Here is a 16,790-nt window from a genome sequence, read left to right as displayed (position 1 = left end):
TCGCGCTATTTCGGTCTATGGTTTTAGTGCTTTAACTAATTGGTTAGCCCAAAGGAAGTCTTATCCGCAACTATAATTACTGACTCTCCAACAATATTGAGAAAAATTACTAGCAATAAAAACAGAAATTTATACGAACTGAGTTAAATCAGGAATGAGCAAAAATCAACTACCCTCAATTACGCAAAAAGCGTTTGACCCTTAAAGAAGTTTCTTTAATGTTAAGTTAAATAATTAATTGGATTATTATTTGATTACCATAAAGTACTGTGAAATAAAGATAAAAAATTAATCTGATTATAATGCTAGTTCTTAAATCCACCGTGAAATTTATTTCACGGCTCAAAGCGCTAGTCCATTAAAATGGACTAAAACCTCATAAATTAGTCAGTTAAAACTGACTTAAGCTATGAGACAAGAATTTTAATCCCTAACGGTATAATTTTATAACATTATTCTTTTAAAAATATGAATTCTATTATTAAGTTTCTGAGTACATCATTAGGCTCATGGTTACAGCGAACTTGGGCGGCCGTTCTTCTGACTGGACGGGTGTTTTATTTTTTATTTACACGCAAACCTGATCCTCGTCTGACACTCGATCAATTAATGGAAACTGGGCCAGCTTCTTTGATCCTTGCGTTATTTACGGCCTTTGTCATTGGCATGATTTTTACCGTTCAAGTAGCACGTGAGTTTCAAGCACTGGGTGCAAGTAGTCTGGTTGGGGGAATTTTAGCCCTTACCCTCAGTCGAGAACTGTGTCCAATTATGATGGCGATCGTTGTTGCGGGTCGCGTCGGTTCTGCGTTTGCGGCTGAACTTGGCACAATGAAGGTCACGGAACAAATTGACGCTTTGTATATGCTCAAAACAGATCCAGTAGAATACTTAGTGATGCCGCGTTTGATCGCCTGTTGTATTATGGTACCCGCCCTCACTATCTTAGCTTTAGTAACGGGCTTATTGGGTGGATTAATTCTTGGTCAAGCCGCTTATGGAATTGCTGTATCAGTTTTTCTTGATTCAATTAAAAACTTTCTCGCTATTTGGGATCTAATCGCTGGCCCAATTAAAGGGATTGTTTTTGGGGCGTTAATTGCGATTATTGGCTGTAATTGGGGGTTAACCACCAGTGGCGGGGCAAAAGGGGTTGGCCAATCGACCACAGCCGCCGTTGTGACGATGCTGCTTGCGATTTTTGTCGCTAACTTTCTTTTAACTTGGCTCATGTTTCAAGGTACGGGACAAGGTGCAAGCGTCATCGGCTCTTAGATTACTTCCCAAATGGTAACATAGCCTTTTTCATCACCTGTAACTAACCAACGGTTGTTATTGCTAATAGCTATTCTTAGAATGATGTTTCCAGACAGTGTATTTAATCGTCTAAAATTTTTAAGCTCCCAAATTTTAATCGTTCCGTCTTGAGAAGTACTCGCTAAGATCGTACCATCGGGACTAAAAGCAATATCGGTTACAGCCAGAGAATGAGCTTGCAAGGTATTTTTGAGTAATCCTGTTTCAACATCCCAAAATCGAATACTACCGTCATGGCTGCCACTAGCTAAGGTTTTTCCATCAGCACTAAAAATAATTTGAGAAACGGGAAAGGTATTACCCGCAAAAGGTCTAATTAACTTACCGTTGCTAATTTGCCACATTTTAACCGCGCCATCATAGTCCGCACTAACAATTGCTTTGCCATCGGGACTAAAAGCGATCGACTGAACTTGACTAGGATGAAGGGCGATCGTCTTAATATAACTACCTGTTGCGAGATCCCAGAGTTTAACAGTACGATCCCAACTCCCTGTAGCCAGTAGTTTTCCATCAGGAGAAATTGCTACCGAAGTCACAACAAAACGATGACGGATATAACTCCAGATGATTTCCCCTGTTTGAGCATTCCACAAACTGACCCGACCGTCTACATCTCCTGTCACAAAAGTTTGACCATTGGGACTATATTCAATAGCTGTTACAGTTTCTTCTAAGTCGGGTTGCTGAATTGTTTTTCGTTCTTCTATACTCCATTTTTTCAAGATGCCATCGAAACTACCCGTCAGTACAGTTTTATTATCAGGGCTAATCGCTATCGAGAAGATCGGATTTGCATTACCCCCTAACAAATACAGCCTTTTCAATCCTTGCCAGGGGACAAAAGCAGGAGATGGAGACGACACCGTATTAACGTCCTTAGAAGTATTCGCTTGAAAAGAACAACTAACCAACCCAACTACGGCGATCGCCACTGGAATGAATCGAGCAAAAAACGAGTTAATCATGGTTTTTTAGCAGGTAAGGGCTGAGTCGGTTGTTGAGGAGGTGCAAAGGTCGCAATTTCGGCAGCCACTTGGGTTAAAGTTTGAGCATAAAGAGCATCTTGTTGTAATTGTTGGGTTGATGAAACCAAATTTGATAACCCTTGAATCAAACGGATCAATTCTTGTCGTAGTTGAGGATTTCCCGTTATTTCATCAACATCTGACGTAATTTTTTGCAGATTTTCAAAAGTGACTCTTGCTGAATCAAGAAGCTTTTGTAGGGTGACGACAGCTTCAGGATCGGATAAATAAGTCGAAAATTGTTTTAAATTTTTGCTTAAAATCGCTGCATTAGCCGCAACTTCATCTAAATTAGCGATTAATTGTGATTGTTCAACCTGACTTAATACTGGATCTAACCGATTAATCGTCGTTTGTAGACTATCGCTGGTTTTTTGAATACTATCGAGTGTTCCAACAATTCGAGTTTGATTGGAATTCAGAAAAAGTCGAATTTGATCGGCTGTTTCTCCGACAGAAATGAGGGTTTTTCGAGCTTCGACCAAAGTAGAATCTAAATTTCTGAGTCTGCCATTGCTTTGAAGATCTCTAATTAATACCTTAGCTTCTCGACTTAATGGCCCCACTCCTTCGAGTTCACCTGTCAGTGTATTGATATTTCCAGACACTGAATCAAGATTCCCTGACAATTGATCGATACTTCTAAGAGATCTTAAACCTGTATTAAGTTCCTGAAGGGTTCCTTTACGTTGGACATCTTGCAAAACTGCTGTTGCTTCTCCACTGACTTGATTGAGTCTACCGAGTGTGGTGGATGTTCTCTGAGAAAGAGAACGAAAAGACGCGACTAATTCTGGATCAGTTAGCAGATTAGAAATTCTAAGTAAAGAACGGATTAAACTATTAACATCAAGAGCCGCTTGTCCTTGAAGTCTAGAACCATTACAGATAATGACGGTGGGATCACAATCAGAACTTAGGGGTTTTCCCGTAATATTGCCCTGTGGTAAAGCTTGAAGCGGAGTAATATCGATGCGTGTTTCTCCCACTAAACCCGACTGTACTGCCTCAACAACTGAATTACTGGGAATAATTTGACTCGCGGGAGAAATTCTCACTTCTACGGCGACTCCTTCAGGTTGTGGGGTAATTTCCGTAACTCGTCCGACTGTCACACCCCGATAGCCGACTGCGGTTCCGACAGTCATGCTACCTACATTGGGAAAAAGAACCGTCGCCCGATAACTACGACCCCCTAAAGTAAAATCAGCCAGCCAAGCAATTAAACTAATTAAGGCAGCCCCAGACACTAAAAGCATTAAACCGACTGCACTCTGTCGTATTGTGGGCGAAACTTGCATCTTTTACACTCCTATTGATTAACCACATAGAATATTGACACGTTATTTAATCGGCCCTTCTATACTCCCAGTAAAAAACTGTTTAAGTAAAGGAATTTCAGAACGATAAGCATCATCGGTTGTACCTTCCCATTGAAATTTCCCTTGATAGAGGAAGACAATACGATCAGTTGTATTTTTGATCGTCGTATGGACATGAGTAACCATGAGATAAGCACTACAAGCCTTCTGTACGGTCAGAAGTTCTCGGATCACGGTTTCAATGCGGGTCGAACCTACAGGATCTAGCCCTGCTGTCGGTTCATCATACAGTAAAATATTCAATTGATCCTTAGCCACTTCAGGATCGCTAATAATAGCCCGCGCCAAACTCACCCGTTTACGCATCCCCCCAGATATTTCTGCTGGATAGAGATCTTGAGTATCTGGCATCCCGACTAAAGCCAATTTTTCAGCCGTTAATTCTCGTATTTTCTCTTTAGAGAGCTTACTATGACGAATTAGGCTAAATCCGACATTTTCACCAACCGTTAGGGAGTCAAATAAAGCGGACTGTTGAAACACTAAACCAATTCCTTCGGGTTCTTGCCCTTGCTCGATCGTTAGCTCTCGTTTTCGACCATGTACATAAATTTCCCCTGTATCGGGTGTCATTAAGCCCGCAAGGAGGCGTAAAATTGTTGATTTCCCCGTACCTGATGGGCCGATCACCCCTACTGCCTCACCAGGGAAAACTTTTAAATCGACCTGATCTAAAATGACTTTTGAGCCAAAAGCTTTGCTCACTTTTCTCCATTCTATTAACGGCTCTTCCATCGTTGACCAACCTGATTAATGTTCGCCATATATTGATAACTATAAAATTTTAAATTATTTTATCGTTTAGGTTTTTGCTCACCGAAGTGAGATCAGTTTATTTTCTAAATTGAACTAGATTGACATAAAATTTTACCTAAACAATAAAGACTAAATTATTATGACTTTAAAGGTTGAACTTGGTCAATGACAGTCGAAGTCATGGACTCAAAAACCGCTAGAATGATTAAACCTAAAATAGTCGTCGCGGCAACAAATAACCAGAAAGTATCAGCGATCGTTTCTTTTTGATCTAACGCCCAACCACCTAAAAGTGGCCCGATCAAATATGCGATCGCCCAACTCTGAGAACCCACCGCCAGATAAGCACCTCGCAAACTAGGAGGTGCTAAATCAGAGATAATCGAAACTGAATAAGGTTTATAAGAAACATTCGCAATCAAAAGAACAGCAAGACCCGCAAGACTCACAGGATAAGCAAAAGTTCCGCTTGTTTCGGCAAAAGTTCCAGCCAACCAAACTAAGAAAAATCCACTAGCCCAAATGACAAAGGCAATCATTAAAACTTGAACACGTCGAAACGATTTAAAGAAGCGAGTTAGAGGAATTTGTAACAAAACACCTATTAAAATATAAGACCAAGTAAAAAGATTAGCCGTACTTGTAATTGAACTCTTAGCAGTATCGCCAGTGACATCGACAAAGTTAGTAAAATACAAAGGTAGAACACTGGTAATAAAAGTCACATACGTTGAAAAGAGAATATTAGCTAAAATAAAAACCAGTAATTTTTTATCTTTGAGAGCTACTAAAATTCCTTGTTTTGTATTATTATCCGAGGCGGGATGTTTTCTAGGTGCCATTGCACGTGTAATCAGTAGCAGAAAAGCGAGGAAAATTACGGCAGAATTAACAAAAATTAATTGTGGCGTTTCTCTGAGTAAATTAAAGAGAATACCACCGCCTAAAATTCCTGTTCCCAGTCCTAAATATTCAGCCACCCCCAAAATAGCAAAGGCTTGAGGACGTTCATCGGGTTCCGTAAAATCCATCACCGCCGCACTTGCAGGAGTCCAATAACTCCCCAAAGCCAAACCCAGAAATATACAAGCGACCATCAGTAACCAAAGTTGTTGGGCAAAGGTCAAAATGAGGGCGACGATCATTCCAAGGACGGCTGCACAGGAGAGAGCAAATTTACGCCCAAACTTCGGCATATCGGAGACAGTACCACTAAATAAGTGTCCAGCGATTTCTGAAATTGAACTTAAACTAATACTGAAACCCACCAAAGTCGCCGAGAAACCCACTTCATTAACAAATAAAATCGGCAGATAAAAGCTAATTAAACCAAAGGCTAATTGAAACAGCATTCGCCCCATCGCCTGTACCCAAACCTGACGATTTGATAATAAAAGAGTTGATGAAAGTTCGCTCATATCTAAAATACCTAGACACTTTACCCAAAACGGTATAACAATTTTTTAGATGAATTTGTCGTCTACCGTACTTGAATGGTGCCGAACACATCAGGGTTATCGGTTGGTGTACTTTCGGCTTGAGTTGCCATATTACTGATAAAAACGGGTAAGCGACCAAATGACGATACTTTCGGAGCCTGATTAATCTCTGCTTGTTGTTTCAAATCCTCCGTCACAATAAAAATAGCTCCTCCTTTACCCTGACCCGAATTTTCTCCTATTCCCCCACTCGCTGTATTATTTTCAAACGCTGTTTTATTTAAAATTAGATTGCCAGCGCGGACGAAAATCGCACCACCAAAACCACCGCCACCGCCACCAAATCCTAATTGCCCATTACCACCACCAAAACCGCCGCTACCTGGAATACCATTGGCCCCTTCTATCTCAATATTTCCCGCTTGTCCGCCAAAACCTGCACTTCCGCCACCGCCACCAAAGCCGCCGTTACCACCGTTGCCACCATTACCACCCTTTCCGCCATCTGCTACAGGTGCTTTAGCCTGTCCCCCTTCACCGCCTTTACCTGCATTTCCTAAACCGCCGAAACCCGCACCCCCACTAAATGCCGCCGATCCGATCCCCTGTTGTCCCCACACATCAAAACTTGCAAATACACCAGTACCACCGTTTCCACCATCGCCTCCATTACCCCCATTACCGCCATCTTTACCCCCTTTACCTCCATTACCACCATTGCCACCATTACCAAAACCGCCAAAACCACCGCCACCACCAAAAGCGATACTACCGATGCCACCGATCCCGATGCCGTTCATCCCTGCGATCGCCCCTCGATTCGCTTTAAACTTTTCATTACCGCCACTGATGCGAATGCCTTCTTTATCTAGATCGATCCCATCTAGATTCGGTAAACTGATCCCATTAACCCCGACAATCCCACCACGATTGACATTAAATTTATTTTTATCGGCTAAAATCTGGGTCTGTAGCTTGGTTGCTTGTCGTGGAATTCTCGCGGTTCCTTGTCCACCAAGGGCATGATTATTAATAAATCTAACACTACTAAGAGTAACCGTTCCGCCATTCATAAACAAACCGCCACCCATACCCGCCGCACCGCCCGCGCCGTTATCTCCATCATTTCCAATTGCCTGACCATCCGCGATCGTCAAATTTTTAATTGTTACTTCTCCACTATTGACATATAACACTTGATGTGCATTGTCGCCACTAATCATATCATCACCGTTGCCAACAATGGTCATATTACTGTCAATCTTCGGCAAACTTTTTTTAAGTTTAATCGTGCCACTGACTTGAGATAAATCGATTAAATCATCTTCAGGGGATTCATTAGCTTGATTGATTGCCCAACGCAGCGAACCAGTACCATCATCTGCCGTCGTGGTTACTGTTAGTTGTTTGAGAAGACCTCGAAAACCCCCTGTTTGTTGGGGTGTTTCAGCGATTATCTTTTCTGTAAATTCTTTCTTGAGTGAGTTGCTACTATCAAAAAAGTTGTTCGCTAAAGCAGCATCAGTCAAACTTAAAAAACAAAACAGAAAACAAACGATGAGGGGAAGGGCTCGAATGGATAAAAGCTTTAGATAACGATTCATACTGACCTGAAAGAGCGATGTCGCTGACGGACATCTAAACTCTACCAAAAAAGACATATTTTCGCTCCTATCGACAAACAAAAAAACGTTTAAAGACAAGCAACATTCCAAAAAATGAATAAAAAAATACTTCCCTGAGGGACAACCTGTGTTTACATTGATAAATAAAAACGATAAACATAATTCTTTGTCGCCGAATAGATCATAATGAACTCCTGGAATCTGTCTGGACTGAATAGGTGGGTCAACCGATCATCTTTAAAGGCTTTAGAAGACGCATATCAAGGCGCACTCGCCATCAAGAAAATTGAAGACACACATTTTGAGGGGAAGGCAATTATTAACCAACCCGATAAAGGAAAAACGGTATCTGACTACTTTCAGACTCAATTAGATCGTCAACTTCTCAGAATTCGTTCTAGTCTACTGCGTTTCCGAGCAACTAGCTTTTTAACCCCTCGTCCATCAAGTACTACACCAACTCGCATCGAACAGCAAGATAATCGTTTTGAAATTACCATCAGCGATCAAACCAACGAGGCGATTATTCTAGAAAAGCTGGCATTTATTGAATCGGTTGTCGGAAAATACCGAAACTCCAAGCAATCTTTTAATAAATTATTTTCCAACATTTTCTCTGATCCAGTGCCAACCGTTACCCCAGAAGTCCTAAGCACAGAAGACATCGATTCGCCTAAAGAAGAACCCCCTTTAGCTGATGAAGACGCGGGAATTATTCGTCCTGCTACACCTCCTAGAATAGTTCAAACTAAAGGAAAAACAACTAAAAATAATCAATCTCCTTATGCACTTCGTTTGTTTGGGGGGGCGGCGAAAATTGGCAAAGAGTTTAGCCCCAAATATGAACAAGAAGTTATTCAAGAATTGCGCGTGATCCGATCGCAGAATCGAACCGCCGTCCGTTGGCTCATCTTATTGTTAGTTATTCCCATAGTCACGCAAATTCTAACTAAAAATCTTCTTCTTAATCCACTATTGGGTAACTACTTTGACGAAAATCCTACTAAAGTAGAATTGAGTAAAGAAATTCAAGAAGAATTTATCAATGAATTTAGAAAATTTAGGGAAACGCTAGAAATTAAACGATTTATTGCTAAAGCGATCATCGAAGAAGAAAAAGAAGGTCATAAAACTTATATCAACACCCCTCAAGAAGAAGCAGAATTAGCCTCTGCTTTGTTTGGTGAAATCCCACCCGAACTGGTTGAAGATTTAGTCAATCAGCAACCAGGTCAATTTAAAAGTCTTTTGCTAACAACAGGATGGACGGAAGTCGAACAAGAACTCGAAGAAAAAGCCCTCCAAGAAAAAGTTCTTGATTTATGGCGAGAAGCTAGGCAAGAACAGCTTGAAGGAATTAAAAATGTGTTAGCAGATTGTGTTGCCCTTCTTGCTTTTATCGCTCTTGTTTATTTTGGTCGTCAACGTTTAGCCATTGTCAGAAGTTTCTCAAATAGAGCTTTCTTGAATCTTAATGATCCCAGTAAAGTCTTTCTGTTTATTCTCATTACAGATATGTTTGTTGGCTTCCATTCAGCCGAAGGATGGGAAATTATTTTAGAAGGATTAAGCCATCGTTTCGGACTTCCTGAAAGCAGAATTATAATCTATGGTTTTATTGCGACGGTTCCCGTTTTAATCGATTCTTGGATTAAATTCTGGATCTTTAACTATCTGACTCGTTTTTCACCTGCGGCATCGGCAATTTATGAACGCATGAACACCTAACATCAAGCCAGATGCTCGTAAAACGCCAAGGCCAATACCGCATAAGTCGCAAACAATAAAGACCCATCTAGCCAAGTTGAGAACCCACTAAACCCGATGAAATTGGCTAGAGTTACTGCGAACACAATTGCTCTAAGTTAACTGGATGTTTTCACCAACACAAATTAAGTCTCATTAGACAATTTTTTGTTCAATCAAAATATTGACAAAAAGATACTTTAATGGTGTTCGAAATTTAATGACTTGGGTTGCAACCTGTAAAGTAATTTTGCAATTTAAAAAGTTTTTTGAAGCTAAAATTCTAGCTTTAGGTATATTTAGATACTCTTTTAGCAAAATAAGATTGTATACAATCTGGTAAATAAAACTTAAATATATAAATTTCTTGACCAATCGGTGAACTCAAACCGAGCGGACGCAAAAGCAAGCTTATAAGCAATTAACTATTGCAGGACAAGATCATGGAAAAACCGAAAGTAATCATAACGGGTGCAGGAATTGGCGGACTAACGGCAGGAATTGCCCTGCGACGTGCTGGTTGTGAAGTGGAAATCTATGATCGGGTTAAAGAATTACGTCCAATTGGTGCAGGGATCTCATTGTGGTCAAATGGTGCAAAAGTATTAACCTATTTAGGCTTAGGTGAGCAACTTAGTGCGATCGGCGGTACGATGAATCAAATGGCCTATCACCACAAAACAGGTACACCGCTTAATCAAATCAGTTTATTACCCTTGATCGATGCAGTACATCAGCGTCCCTATCCCGTAGCCCGTCGTGATTTACAGAATATGTTGTTAAAGGCTTATAGCGATGAGATTAAACTAGATCATAAATGTGTGGGTGTGGAAGAAGACGAAACAGGTGTTACCGTATTTTTTGAAAATGGGCATCAAGCTAAAGGTGATGTACTTATTGCAGCAGATGGTATTCGTTCAACTATTCGCAGGTATGTTTTAGGTAATGAGGCTGATCTAGAACCGAAGTATGCAGGTTATGTCAATTGGAATGGTTTAGTAACAGCAAGTACAGATCTAGCCCCCGCAAATACTTGGGTCATTTATGTTGGTGATCATCAACGCGCTTCAATGATGCCCATCGGTGGGGATCGCTTTTATTTCTTCTTTGATGTACCACTTCGCTTAGGTACTCCTTGTAACCCCGATTATTTTAAAACAGAACTTAGAGAACACTTTAAAGGTTGGGCTGAACCAGTACAAATGCTCATCGACCGTTTTAACCCTTCAGACGTTGCTCGTATTGAAATTCATGATGCTGGCCCCTTTAACCGCTATGTACGGGGTCGTGTGGCGTTATTAGGTGATTCTGCTCATGCGACTTGCCCAGATATGGGTCAAGGTGGTTGTTTAGCCCTAGAAGATGCCTTAGTTATTGCCGATCACTTGGTTAATACTCATGCGGGGGTTGAACGCGCCCTGAAACGCTACGAAACAGAACGAATGATCCGCGCTAATGCGATCGTTCAAAAAGCACGTAAACGGGCTGAACAGATTCACGGCAAAGATCCAGCAATTACCCAACAATGGTATCAACAACTCGCCACTGAAAAACCTTCTGATGTTACCGACGCGCTGAAAAAGGTTATTATAGCTGGGCCATTGCGTTAATTAACGTGAGGCTAGGAGTTAGTGTTAATGGATCAATAAGTAACATTTTTTTTCAAGACTGGCCACAGGTACCTGAACTGCGCTTTTCTTATATGAGATAGAAAAATTGCATTGAGGAATGATTATAAAAATGGAACTGCCAATTATTGCAACCCTAGCCTACGGTTTACTCGCGCTCATCGGTGGGATCGCAGCCTATCAAACCGTTAAAAGTAAAGCATCTTTAATTTCTGGAACGATTAGCGGACTCATCTTGTTACTGGGGGCCTTTTTACAACTCCAAGGAATTACTTGGGGTTTTAATTTGTCTTTAATCATCACGATCACTCTAATCGTCGTTTTTAGCTTACGACTCGCCAAAACACGAAAGTTTATGCCTTCTGGTTTAATGTTACTCGCAGGTTTAGTGACACTTGCAATGATGCTGACAGCGCGTGTTTAAGCCAAGGTTTCTGGACAGTAGCCTAACCCTCTGGTAAACTGTTGACGAAAGGCTTCGATATCATTGGCATCGGGCATTCCATGAGAAACGATCGCAACTTGATAACGACGCATCACCTCAGTAGCAGACTGTCCTGTTTCCAAACTCCAAAACACCATCTGTAAGCGAATTTCTGGCGGGTAAGGAATGCCTAGCTCTAACATAAAAGCTTGAAAGTCGCCATGCTGTTCAGGAGTAAGCGACTGGCTAAATTTTACTTTAACGATCCAACCGTTGATCTGATGAATCACTGTCATGCAAGCGGGCGGTAGATGAGTCATACCATGAAGATATTGAGTGACTCGTAGCGTTAAACTTGCAGTAGCTAAAAAATATAAATAATCCATAGTAGCGTAAGGCGCAAATGATCCCAAGAATTGCTATAAGATTATTCTGGCAAAAATAGTATTGTTACTTCTAGGGGAAAAACCCGCGATTTAGTGATGTTCTTCTGGGTAAGATCACCCAAAAATCAATGTTCTTTTGTTAATACAATAACAACATGACTTCAGATCAGTTATTGTCTGGCTATGACTATACTCTCCCATCAGAGTTAATCGCGCAAAATCCTGTGACCCCTAGAGATCATTCACGGCTTTTGATTATTGACTCTTTAAATACTCATGTACATAGCTTTTTTTATGATTTAACCAATTGGTTATTACCTGGCGATTTACTTATTCTTAATAATACTCAGGTGATTCCTGCCCGTCTCTATGGACGAAAAGCAACTGGCGCACCCGTTGAAATTTTGCTTTTAGAAGAAAAAGATCATAATTGTTGGTTAGCGTTAGTTAAACCGGGCAAACGTTTTAAATTAGGCTCAGAAATCTGGTTTTATCCTTTTGATGCTGCTCCAAACTCCCCCCACAATATTCTTAAAGCTAAAGTAATTGATCGGGATGCGGCGACTGGAGGCAGATTATTACAATTTCACGTTCCTGATGATCAATCTTTTTTAGGAGTTTTAGAAAAGTTTGGTCAAATTCCCTTCCCTCCTTATGTTAATCATTCTGAAGCTCTCCCCTCGCAATATCAGACGGTTTACGCTCATGAACCAGGTTCTGTTGCAGCACCAACGGCGGGACTTCATTTCACGGAGGAACTTTTAGGGCGACTCAAAGCAATGGGGGTTAATTTGGCTTATGTAACGCTTCATGTCGGGGTGGGAACTTTTCGCCCTGTTGAAGTTGAAGATATTACTCAACATATCATGCACCAAGAATGGATTGAATTACCTCAAGAGACGGTTGATTTAATTCGAGAAACCAAAGCTAAAGGATCGAGAGTCATTGCTGTCGGAACCACTGCTACACGCACTTTAGAAGGGGCAATGAAAGAAATTAAAGAAGCGGGAGGAGATGAATTAGCGGCTTTTCGCGGGAAAACGAACTTGTTTATTTATCCCAGTTATCAGTGGCAAGTGGTTGATGGGTTAATCACAAACTTTCATTTACCTAAATCGAGTTTACTGATGTTAGTTAGTGCTTTAATTGGACGAGAACGGTTGTTAGCCTTGTATGCAGAAGCAATTCAAAAAGAATATCGGTTTTATTCTTTCGGGGATGCTATGTTGATTCTCCCTAGTGCTGTAATTTAAAGATTAGCTTTTAATTAACAGTTTTTTTATGTCTCAAGCTAAATCGTCATCATTCAAATCAAAAAATCGTGGTGTTTTCTTTCTCATTGCCCCAGTGTTGATTATTTTGATTACGATGGGTATCCGCGTCGCTTTTCCGACTCTCCCCACACCTTTTTCGGGAATGCGCCCCGATAACTTAGGTGTCGTTGCGGGTAGACTCGCACCATGCCCCAGTAGTCCAAACTGTGTCAGTAGTCAGAGTCTAGACAAAGAACATTATATCGAACCGATCGCTTATCAAGGTGAATCGCAAACCGCGATCGCTGCTTTAACCAGTCTGATAAATTCCCAAGAACGGACTAAAATCATTGCTGAAGAAAGTAATTATCTTTATGCTGAATTTGCAAGTCGTTGGATGGGCTATGTTGATGATGTCGAATTTTTAGTCAATTCCAACGAAAAAGTGATCGATGTTCGTTCTGCTTCTCGTTTAGGCGAATCTGACTTAGGGGTAAATCGTCAACGCATTGAACAGATTAGAAAATTGTTCTAACTGCATATTAACTTGATTTTGTCAAGGGTTTGGTCGTCAAACCCTTTTTTATCATTCTTCACTTAATTGAGCGATTAATTTCACCACTCTTTCTTTAATCTGATCTCGAACACGTCGAAACGTATCAATTGATTCTGCTTCAGGATCATCGAGTTGCCAATCTTCAAAAACTTCTTGTAATAGCCATTCTTGCGATAAATTCACGCCACAGCCACACAAAGAAATGACCGCATCATAATCATCTGGATTAAAATCACTCAAAGATTTAGACGTTTGCTCACGAATATCAATCCCAATTTCCAACATGACTTGAATTGTAATCGGATCAACTTCAGAAGACGCTAGACCCGAACTTGTCACCTTAACTTTATCTTTCCCTAATACTTTTGTAAATCCTTCAGCCATTTGAGAACGGCGCGAATTTTTTTTACACACATACATAATACTTTTCATGACTAAAAATCCTGAAATCCATTGGATAAATGTCGATAGACAATAACTGCTAGTTGTGCGCCAAAAATGGGGGCAACCCAGTACAACCAGTGATGTTGCCACAGCATTCCTACCATTGCAGGACCAAACGATCGCGCAGGGTTCATACTCGCACCTGTAATCGGCCCCATAAATGCTGCTTCTAATGCTACAGTTAATCCTATTGCTATACCCGCAAAACCTACTGGTGAACGACGATCTAAACCTGAGCCTAAAATGACAAACATCAAGATAAAGGTTAAAATCGTCTCTAAAACCAAGGATTGTAGCCAATTTCCCTCTAACGGCAGCGTTGCACCTAAATTAGCGACTTTTCCCAAGCTTATTAACAACACTCCAGACGCGACAACCGCCCCCGCACATTGAGCAATAATGTAGGACAAAACCGATTTTTTTGGGAAAAAACCACTCACCCAAAAAGCCAGTGTTACCGCAGGATTAAAATGTGCTTGACTGATGTGACCTAGAGTATAGATTAAAGCCGCTACAACCGCACCAAAAACAAAACTAATCCCTAAATGAGTCAATGCACCATCACTGATACTATTCACCATTACTGCACCAGTACCCGCAAAAACGAGAATAAATGTACCAATTCCTTCGGCGAGAACTTCTGGTCGTATTTTGAGGGACTTTTTGGGAACGGTTTTAGCTAGACGCATAACGCAGTCGATGAAATAAATAAACCCTTTCTTATCATTTCAAAAAAAATTGATTTGTCAAGAGGCAGCTAATCACATTGTCGTACTGGAAACAGTTGAGTAAGTCTCCGATACTCTGCTAGATATTCTTCGAGGGCTAAAAATCCTGATAGATTAAGGCTGTAGTAGATCCAGCGTCCCTGTTGTCGGCTACGAACTAAATTGGCTTCTTTGAGTATTTTTAGGTGAAAAGATAGTTTAGATTGGTTAATTTCTAGTTTTTCTCACAGTTCGCACACACATAATTCTTGCACACGTAGTAAATCTAATACTCGTAAACGAAGTGGATCTGAGAGGGCATGAAATCCAGTAGATACGTCAGAGGTTGTAGCGTTCATCAAAAAAAATTGAAATGCAGTAAGACTAGATCAATTTTACTTGAAACTTTTGTGATTAATGTAGAAATCGCCAGAAAGATCATTTTTCTGACGACTCTTAGCGAAATATAGAATTTTTATAAACACCAACTAGATTAGTTTAGCAGCGCGGAAACCAAGATAGAGACCTGCTGCAATAACGGTGAATACTAGAATGTAAGCGATAAAAGAGACAATAGCAAAGATAGACATTTTTTGGCAACGACTCCTGAAATAATGTAATTCATTCTTTGTTATTGTACTGTTAGAGAACACCACTTCATCAATGTCGGCTATGTCTTCAATTATTCCTGTTAAGCTTCCCCAAAATCCCTATAACATTGCGATTATCTCCAATAGTTTAGCCCAACTCGGCGCACAAATTAGCTCACTCGATCTCGGAAAAAAAGTTCTTCTTGTTTCCAGTCCCGAAATTTTTGAGATTTACGGAGAAACAGCATTAAAATCTTTATCTGATAAGGGGTTTGAAGTAACGACTCATTTTATACCCGCAGGAGAAACCTACAAAAACCTCGATTCTATTGCCAAAATCTATGATACGGCTGTTACTCAACGCTTAGAACGATCGTCTACCTTCATCGCGTTAGGTGGGGGTGTTATTGGGGATATGACAGGTTTTGCCGCAGCAACTTGGTTAAGAGGGGTAAACTTCGTACAAGTTCCTACAACCCTACTCGCGATGGTAGATGCGTCTATTGGTGGAAAAACTGGGGTTAACCATCCGCAAGGTAAAAACCTTATTGGTGCATTTTATCAACCTCGTCTAGTATTAATCGATCCTTTGGTCTTAAAAACTCTCCCAGTCAGAGAATTTCGCGCCGGAATGGCTGAAGTGATTAAATATGGCATTATATGGGATGCGGATCTATTTTCTCAGTTAGAAGCAGCAGAAAAATTAGCCGATTTTTCCAATATTAGTGAAGATTTACTACTAACTATCATCACTCGTTCTTGTCAAGCAAAAGCCGATGTCGTGAGCAAAGATGAAAAAGAATCGAATTTAAGAGCGATCTTAAACTATGGACATACGATCGGTCATGCCATTGAAAGTTTAACGGGTTATAGTGTAATTAATCATGGTGAAGCGGTTGCTATTGGGATGGTTGCTGCAGGAAAAATAGCCACTCATTTAAATCTTTGGTCATCTGAAGCAGAAATTAAACAAAACGATTTAATTAAAAAAGCAGGTTTACCGACAACTATTCCAGCAAGTGTCAATTCATCAGAAATTGTAGACGCGCTGAAGATTGATAAAAAAGTAAAATCAGGTAAAGTTCGTTTTATTTTACCGACTCAAATAGGTACAGTTATTATTACTGATGAGGTTCCGTCTGAATTGATTTTTGAAGTAGTGGAAGAACTTAAAGCATTGTAATTAATTTGGGTTTAGTAACAAAATCCATACAGAGGTTTTATGGAAAAATTAATCGTCACTAATTTTTTGAATATTAAACACATAGAATTAGAGATAGGAAAAATAAATATCCCTATTGGGCCACAAGCACAAGGTAAAAGTGTTGTGGCTAAGTTAGTTTATTTTTTTAAAAGTTTTTGGGATGATTATAGAAATCTTTATGATGCGAAACAAGACCTAGAAGATTTCGAGCAAGTTATTCTTGTACTATTTAAAGATATTTTTCCAGAAGTTTAACCACCCTAAAAAAAAATTAAAAATATTACCCAAAAACTCTAATAAAAGAC

Annotated in this window: 17 protein-coding genes and 1 pseudogene; 8 read left to right on the top strand and 10 right to left on the bottom strand. The window is 40.2% G+C overall.

What is annotated here, in order from left to right; all coding sequences use genetic code 11:
- Positions 1-468 precede the first annotated feature (468 nt).
- Positions 469-1,275 carry an MlaE family lipid ABC transporter permease subunit gene (locus CFPU101_RS00930; RefSeq protein WP_206813463.1) on the top strand — a complete coding sequence of 269 codons (807 nt, stop codon included), beginning with the start codon at positions 469-471 and terminating at the stop codon, positions 1,273-1,275.
- Here CFPU101_RS00930 and CFPU101_RS00925 read toward each other — a convergent pair.
- The 5 genes from CFPU101_RS00925 to CFPU101_RS00905 form a co-directional block, all read right to left on the bottom strand.
- The gene (locus tag CFPU101_RS00925) at positions 1,272-2,285 is read right to left on the bottom strand and encodes a WD40 repeat domain-containing protein (protein ID WP_206813462.1); all 1,014 of its coding nucleotides are present in this window, start codon (positions 2,283-2,285) and stop codon (positions 1,272-1,274) included. The genes CFPU101_RS00930 and CFPU101_RS00925 overlap by 4 nt on opposite strands.
- Entirely contained in the window at positions 2,282-3,646 is a 1,365-nt protein-coding gene (locus CFPU101_RS00920; protein WP_206813461.1) for an MlaD family protein, read from the bottom strand. Before CFPU101_RS00920 ends, CFPU101_RS00925 begins: the two co-directional genes overlap by 4 nt.
- 42 nt (positions 3,647-3,688) lie before the next feature.
- Positions 3,689-4,462, bottom strand: coding sequence for an ABC transporter ATP-binding protein (locus CFPU101_RS00915; protein ID WP_206813460.1), 774 nt, complete (start codon positions 4,460-4,462; stop codon positions 3,689-3,691).
- Between the two features lie 158 nt (positions 4,463-4,620).
- Entirely contained in the window at positions 4,621-5,901 is a 1,281-nt protein-coding gene (locus CFPU101_RS00910; protein WP_206813459.1) for an MFS transporter, read from the bottom strand.
- A 62-nt stretch (positions 5,902-5,963) separates the two neighbouring features.
- Positions 5,964-7,583, bottom strand: coding sequence for a hypothetical protein (locus tag CFPU101_RS00905; RefSeq protein WP_206813458.1), 1,620 nt, complete (start codon positions 7,581-7,583; stop codon positions 5,964-5,966).
- Positions 7,584-7,733: 150 nt separating this feature from the next.
- On the opposite strand from CFPU101_RS00905, the gene CFPU101_RS00900 reads away from it, so the two are divergent.
- The 3 genes from CFPU101_RS00900 to CFPU101_RS00890 all read left to right on the top strand — a co-directional run bounded on the left by CFPU101_RS00900 (position 7,734) and on the right by CFPU101_RS00890 (position 11,345).
- Positions 7,734-9,275, top strand: a complete 1,542-nt coding sequence (locus tag CFPU101_RS00900) for a hypothetical protein (RefSeq protein ID WP_206813457.1) — start codon at positions 7,734-7,736, stop codon at positions 9,273-9,275.
- Between the two features lie 461 nt (positions 9,276-9,736).
- Positions 9,737-10,903: an FAD-dependent urate hydroxylase HpxO gene (gene hpxO, locus CFPU101_RS00895; RefSeq protein WP_206813456.1), complete on the top strand. Its 1,167-nt coding sequence runs from the start codon at positions 9,737-9,739 to the stop codon at positions 10,901-10,903.
- A gap of 130 nt (positions 10,904-11,033) precedes the next feature.
- Entirely contained in the window at positions 11,034-11,345 is a 312-nt protein-coding gene (locus CFPU101_RS00890; protein WP_206813455.1) for a TMEM14 family protein, read from the top strand.
- On the opposite strand, the gene CFPU101_RS00885 is transcribed toward CFPU101_RS00890, so the two are convergent.
- On the bottom strand, positions 11,342-11,731 hold the full coding sequence (locus CFPU101_RS00885) for a hypothetical protein (protein ID WP_206813454.1): 390 nt from the start codon (positions 11,729-11,731) through the stop codon (positions 11,342-11,344). The two genes, CFPU101_RS00890 and CFPU101_RS00885, sit on opposite strands and share 4 nt — an antisense overlap.
- A gap of 155 nt (positions 11,732-11,886) precedes the next feature.
- Between CFPU101_RS00885 and queA the strand changes: the two genes are divergently transcribed.
- Together queA and CFPU101_RS00875 are read left to right on the top strand one after the other, a co-directional pair.
- On the top strand, positions 11,887-12,984 hold the full coding sequence (queA, locus tag CFPU101_RS00880; protein ID WP_206813453.1) for a tRNA preQ1(34) S-adenosylmethionine ribosyltransferase-isomerase QueA: 1,098 nt from the start codon (positions 11,887-11,889) through the stop codon (positions 12,982-12,984).
- A 28-nt stretch (positions 12,985-13,012) separates the two neighbouring features.
- Positions 13,013-13,519, top strand: coding sequence for a DUF1499 domain-containing protein (locus tag CFPU101_RS00875; RefSeq protein WP_206813452.1), 507 nt, complete (start codon positions 13,013-13,015; stop codon positions 13,517-13,519).
- A gap of 51 nt (positions 13,520-13,570) precedes the next feature.
- On the opposite strand, the gene arsC is transcribed toward CFPU101_RS00875, so the two are convergent.
- The 4 genes and pseudogenes from arsC to petL all read right to left on the bottom strand — a co-directional run bounded on the left by arsC (position 13,571) and on the right by petL (position 15,281).
- Positions 13,571-13,972, bottom strand: coding sequence for an arsenate reductase, glutathione/glutaredoxin type (arsC, locus tag CFPU101_RS00870; protein ID WP_206813451.1), 402 nt, complete (start codon positions 13,970-13,972; stop codon positions 13,571-13,573).
- A gap of 2 nt (positions 13,973-13,974) precedes the next feature.
- Complete coding sequence (locus CFPU101_RS00865) at positions 13,975-14,673, bottom strand: MIP/aquaporin family protein (RefSeq protein WP_206813450.1); 699 nt, start codon at positions 14,671-14,673, stop codon at positions 13,975-13,977.
- 68 nt (positions 14,674-14,741) lie between these two features.
- Positions 14,742-15,050, bottom strand: a pseudogene (locus tag CFPU101_RS00860) (ArsR/SmtB family transcription factor).
- Between the two features lie 129 nt (positions 15,051-15,179).
- Positions 15,180-15,281 carry a cytochrome b6-f complex subunit PetL gene (gene petL, locus CFPU101_RS00855; RefSeq protein WP_206813449.1) on the bottom strand — a complete coding sequence of 34 codons (102 nt, stop codon included), beginning with the start codon at positions 15,279-15,281 and terminating at the stop codon, positions 15,180-15,182.
- Between the two features lie 82 nt (positions 15,282-15,363).
- Here petL and aroB point away from each other — a divergent pair, with 82 nt between their 5' ends.
- Both aroB and CFPU101_RS00845 read left to right on the top strand, forming a co-directional pair.
- Positions 15,364-16,464: a 3-dehydroquinate synthase gene (gene aroB / locus CFPU101_RS00850; protein ID WP_206813448.1), complete on the top strand. Its 1,101-nt coding sequence runs from the start codon at positions 15,364-15,366 to the stop codon at positions 16,462-16,464.
- 39 nt (positions 16,465-16,503) lie between these two features.
- On the top strand, positions 16,504-16,740 hold the full coding sequence (locus tag CFPU101_RS00845) for a hypothetical protein (protein ID WP_206813447.1): 237 nt from the start codon (positions 16,504-16,506) through the stop codon (positions 16,738-16,740).
- The last annotated feature ends 50 nt before the right edge of the window (positions 16,741-16,790 follow it).

This window comes from Chroococcus sp. FPU101 (genome assembly GCF_017312365.1).
GTDB lineage: Bacteria > Cyanobacteriota > Cyanobacteriia > Cyanobacteriales > Microcystaceae > Chroococcus.
The sequence above is the reverse complement of the archived record's forward strand: the minus strand, read 5'-3'. Positions and strand labels throughout refer to the sequence as shown.

Bases quoted from the DNA above. Each gene is read 5' to 3' on its own strand.
- CFPU101_RS00865 (WP_206813450.1), bottom strand. From the start codon at position 14,673: ATGCGTCTAGCTAAAACCGTTCCCAAAAAGTCCCTCAAAATACGACCA.
- CFPU101_RS00925 (WP_206813462.1), bottom strand. From the start codon at position 2,285: ATGATTAACTCGTTTTTTGCTCGATTCATTCCAGTGGCGATCGCCGTA.
- queA (WP_206813453.1), top strand. From the start codon at position 11,887: ATGACTTCAGATCAGTTATTGTCTGGCTATGACTATACTCTCCCATCA.
- CFPU101_RS00875 (WP_206813452.1), top strand. From the start codon at position 13,013: ATGTCTCAAGCTAAATCGTCATCATTCAAATCAAAAAATCGTGGTGTT.
- CFPU101_RS00900 (WP_206813457.1), top strand. From the start codon at position 7,734: ATGAACTCCTGGAATCTGTCTGGACTGAATAGGTGGGTCAACCGATCA.
- CFPU101_RS00885 (WP_206813454.1), bottom strand. From the start codon at position 11,731: ATGGATTATTTATATTTTTTAGCTACTGCAAGTTTAACGCTACGAGTC.
- CFPU101_RS00920 (WP_206813461.1), bottom strand. From the start codon at position 3,646: ATGCAAGTTTCGCCCACAATACGACAGAGTGCAGTCGGTTTAATGCTT.
- arsC (WP_206813451.1), bottom strand. From the start codon at position 13,972: ATGAAAAGTATTATGTATGTGTGTAAAAAAAATTCGCGCCGTTCTCAA.
- CFPU101_RS00930 (WP_206813463.1), top strand. From the start codon at position 469: ATGAATTCTATTATTAAGTTTCTGAGTACATCATTAGGCTCATGGTTA.
- petL (WP_206813449.1), bottom strand. From the start codon at position 15,281: ATGTCTATCTTTGCTATTGTCTCTTTTATCGCTTACATTCTAGTATTC.
- CFPU101_RS00910 (WP_206813459.1), bottom strand. From the start codon at position 5,901: ATGAGCGAACTTTCATCAACTCTTTTATTATCAAATCGTCAGGTTTGG.
- hpxO (WP_206813456.1), top strand. From the start codon at position 9,737: ATGGAAAAACCGAAAGTAATCATAACGGGTGCAGGAATTGGCGGACTA.
- aroB (WP_206813448.1), top strand. From the start codon at position 15,364: ATGTCTTCAATTATTCCTGTTAAGCTTCCCCAAAATCCCTATAACATT.
- CFPU101_RS00915 (WP_206813460.1), bottom strand. From the start codon at position 4,462: ATGGAAGAGCCGTTAATAGAATGGAGAAAAGTGAGCAAAGCTTTTGGC.
- CFPU101_RS00845 (WP_206813447.1), top strand. From the start codon at position 16,504: ATGGAAAAATTAATCGTCACTAATTTTTTGAATATTAAACACATAGAA.
- CFPU101_RS00905 (WP_206813458.1), bottom strand. From the start codon at position 7,583: ATGTCTTTTTTGGTAGAGTTTAGATGTCCGTCAGCGACATCGCTCTTT.
- CFPU101_RS00890 (WP_206813455.1), top strand. From the start codon at position 11,034: ATGGAACTGCCAATTATTGCAACCCTAGCCTACGGTTTACTCGCGCTC.